The following is a 3,142-nucleotide window of genomic DNA, read 5'->3' on the forward strand; positions in this document are numbered from 1 at the left end:
CCGGCTTGTTGCTGCAGGACTGTTGAGGGTTGTTTATGATGCCCGGATATTGAACGAATACCGGGAGGTGCTTGCCCGCCCCAAATTTGGGATCGAAAAAGGAGAAAGAGACGCCCTTCTTGCCCAGATCGAGTCCGAAGGGCTTTTGGTTGCCGCCAGGCCTTTACCCGAAAGACTGCCTGATCCTGATGACGAACCTTTTCTCGAGGCTGCCCTGGCGGCTGGGGATGCAGTTCTTATTACCGGCAACAAAAAGCATTTTCCGGCATCGGCATGTGGTGGTATCGCTGTCCTCAACCCTGCTGAATTCCTTGCGCTCTGGCGAGAGAAGAACCGGTGATGCGCCGGGGCCATTCTGAAGGGGTTTCTGCAAGAAGCGGCAAAAGAGGAAAGAAGGGGCAAGAGAGGGCGATTTCGGGAAAATTCGGCGTGCTGGGGGAACAATGGCGCGATTTTCAGCCCTAAATTTTCCTCCAGGCCTGTCCGATACTAGAAATAGCCGGGCAGGCCTTTTCTGTTCCGGCACCTTTGACCCGCCTTGGGCCGGGGCCATGCCTGCACATCCGCACTCCACCCGGCACAGGGCGAAAAAAGAGAAAAAAGGGGGGATTTCCCAGAGGAAAGAAAGAGCCATTTTCAGGGAGAGGAGCATTTAGCGTTCAAGAAGTGAAAAGAAAAGGCCAACAACTTCAAGCGCAGGGAAGCGCGCGAGAAAACTTCAGGGAGGAGTGAGACACTGTGATCATCAACCACAACATCAGCGCCCTCAACGCATGGCGCGGCCTGTCGCAGACCAATAGTGCGATGTCCAAGTCGCTCGAGAAGCTCTCCTCGGGCCTCCGCATCAACCGGGCCGCAGACGATGCCGCCGGGTTGGCGATTTCCGAGAAGATGCGCGGCCAGATCCGGGGCCTGAACCAGGCGGTGCGTAACGCCCAGGACGGAATTTCCCTCATCCAGACGGCAGAGGGCGCCTTAAACGAGACCCACAGCATCCTCCAGCGTATGCGGGAGTTGGCTGACCAGGCGGCCAACGACACCTTAACCAGTGCTGACCGGTTGCAGATTCAGAAAGAGATCAACCAGCTAACGGAGGAAGTTCAGCGTATTGGCGTCACTACCGAATTCAATACCCAGAAACTCCTGGATGCCAGCTTCGCAAACAAGAACTTCCACATTGGGGCAAACCAAGACCAGACGTTGACAGTAAGTATCAGTGACATGCGTGCTGCGGCAGTTTTGGGTGACGGTTCGTTCAGTACCACGACCGACGCACTCGGGATCGCAAGCTCAAGTGGTACTACAGACGCCAGCATCACTCTGGTTTACACGACTACCACCGGGGGCCTGGCGACCACATCTGGTTATGCTGTCAGCGTGCTTACCCAGTCTGATGCCGAAGCTGCAATTACGACTTTCCAGAAGGCTATTGATGAGGTTTCCACAGAGCGCGCCAAACTGGGTGCCTACCAGAACCGCCTCGAGCACACCATCGCCAACCTCGGGGTGGCGGCGGAGAACCTGACGGCCGCAGAGTCGCGCATCAGAGATGTAGACATGGCGCAAGAAATGATGAACTTCACGCGGCAGCAGATCCTCATGCAGGCCGGCACAGTGATGCTCGCCCAGGCGAACATGGTGCCACAGGCCGTATTGCGGCTCCTCGGCTAAGCGCGAAGGGTGCGGGCTGGCAGGAGCTTCTTCCTTGCCAGCCCGTGTTTTTGTTAAGGTGCGGCTTTAAAAGAAGGGTTGCAGGGGTGATTTTATCTTGAAGGTGAGCGGTCCTGAAAGGCACGTGGGAGTTTTGAGCCACACCACTCAGCCGTTCCCTAACCCGAGGGCCGAGGGGCGGCAGGTGCCGGAGGAAGGAACTCTTCTTGCAGAAAAAGAAGGCCAGGGCATGGACTTTCGCGCCGGGCTCGAGGAGGCCGCGGAAAGGCTCACGCGGGCTGTCCGGGCCTTCGACTACAAGCTCCACTTTAGGATTCACGAGGATACGAAGAGGGTGATGGTTCAGGTGATTGACGAGGAGAGCGGCGAGGTGGTCAACGAGGTTCCTCCCGAGAAGATCCTGAACCTCGTGGCCGAGATCTGGAGGCTCGTAGGCCTCCTCGTGGACGAGAAGGTCTAGAAGGGGCGGTTTGGAAATGGCAAACACGAGCTTCAGCCCGATCAACAGGGTGGCCGGTCTCGTATCCGGCCTCGAGACCCAGAAGATCGTTGAAGACCTGATGAAGGCGGCGCGTATTCCCCTCGATAAGCTCTTGCAGCAGAAGCAGCTCTTGCAGTGGCGCCAGGAGGACTACCGCGCCATCAACCGGGTGCTCATGGACTTCCGCACGAACACCGCTTCCCCCCTGCGGCTACAGGGCACCTTCCAGGCAAAGAAGGCCACGTCGAGCGACGAAACAGCAGTAACAGCCGTACCAGGGGGCAGCGCACAGCCGGGAACGTATAGCATAAAAGTGAACCAGTTGGCGGAAGTAGCCACGGACATAAGTACGTCTGCCCTTTCCGCCAGCACCACGAACAAAATCGACCCTAACGCCACCTTGGAAAGTCAGAAGGCCAAGTTTGCCCGACCCTGGGGGACCACCACGAGCCTTTCGTTCACCATCACCACCTATAACCCGGACGGTACGCGCAACAGCAAAACTTTCACTGTCAACACAACGGTGGATACACTGAACAGTGTACTCGCCAGGATCAATGCCGAGGCATCTCTGGGTGTCACTGCATTTTACGACGCAAGCACCGACAAGGTGGTGATCTCGACCACCCGCACCGGTGACTACCCCACCAACGAGATCGAAATTGCCGATGTCGTGGATACGTTTGCTCTGGGAACCCTAGCTCTTTCCTCTACTGCGCAGGGGAAAAACGCCATCGTGGATATCAACGGCCTCACGGGGATCACAAAGTACGAAAACACCTTCACCCTGAACAACATTACTTTTACCTTAAAGAAGACGACGGCGTCCCCGGTGCTGGTCACGGTCGCCAATGATACGGACAGGATCTTCGAAACCGTGAAGAGCTTCGTGGACCAGTTCAACTCTCTGCTCGACACGATCAATAAGGAGCTGACCGAGGAGCGCTACCCCGACTACCTTCCCCTGACGGATGCGCAAAAGGAGCAGCT

General features: G+C 56.9%; 4 protein-coding genes. All 4 read left to right on the forward strand.

From position 1 onward, the window contains the following. Positions 1-340 (forward strand): PIN domain-containing protein (locus tag HPY90_RS15610; RefSeq protein ID WP_287195863.1); only part of this gene is annotated, 340 nt, incomplete at its 5' end. A 398-nt stretch (positions 341-738) separates the two neighbouring features. Beyond that, positions 739-1,671, forward strand: coding sequence for a flagellin N-terminal helical domain-containing protein (locus HPY90_RS15615; RefSeq protein WP_287195865.1), 933 nt, complete (start codon positions 739-741; stop codon positions 1,669-1,671). Positions 1,672-1,774: 103 nt separating this feature from the next. Continuing rightward, on the forward strand, positions 1,775-2,131 hold the full coding sequence (locus HPY90_RS15620; protein ID WP_287195868.1) for a flagellar protein FlaG: 357 nt from the start codon (positions 1,775-1,777) through the stop codon (positions 2,129-2,131). Between the two features lie 16 nt (positions 2,132-2,147). Beyond that, positions 2,148-3,142: flagellar filament capping protein FliD (gene fliD, locus HPY90_RS15625; RefSeq protein WP_287195866.1), on the forward strand; the 995-nt coding region annotated here is incomplete at its 3' end.

It is taken from the genome of Syntrophothermus sp. (assembly GCF_013314835.1).
Taxonomy (GTDB): Bacteria; Bacillota; Syntrophomonadia; order Syntrophomonadales; family Syntrophothermaceae; genus Syntrophothermus; species Syntrophothermus lipocalidus.